The 507-nt window shown below is 60.7% G+C and carries 1 protein-coding gene; it reads left to right on the top strand.

What is annotated here, in order from left to right:
* Window positions 1-206: 206 nt before the first annotated feature.
* Window positions 207-507, top strand: a 301-nt coding sequence (locus AC5O77_RS22725; RefSeq protein ID WP_494507295.1) for a hypothetical protein, incomplete at its 3' end; no start/stop codon positions are given.

A 507-nucleotide genomic window follows, 5' to 3' on the forward strand; every position in this document is an offset into this window, starting at 1 on the left:
CCCCCCCCCCCCACCCCCCCCCACCCCCCCTCCCCACCCACGCCCCCCGCCCCCCCCAGCCGCCGCCGCCCGCCGCCCCCCCCCCCGCGCGCCAGCCCCCACGCATGCTCCTCGCGCAGCAGAGTCGTTATGACTTTGCTCTCATTGCCAAAGGTGTACACGACCCGTGGCACGCAATCACTTTAGGACAGCAAGTGCTCACTATCATGAGCGAGCGCCTGCCGATTGAACGTATTCAACTCCGTCCGCACTGTAGCATTGGCGTGGCGATGTTCTACGGCGATCTCACCGCCGAACAGCTTTACAGTCGCGCTATTTCTGCGGCATTTACCGCTCGCCATAAAGGCAAGAATCAGATTCAGTTCTTTGATCCGCAGCAGATGGAAGCCGCCCAGCAGCGGTTGACGGAAGAGAGCGATATCCTTAATGCGCTGGAAAATCATCAGTTTGCGATTTGGTTACAGCCACAGGTCGAGATGAACAGCGGTAAACTGGTCAGTGCGGAAG

Source organism: Stenotrophomonas sp. INTA L402-1 (assembly GCF_059295135.1).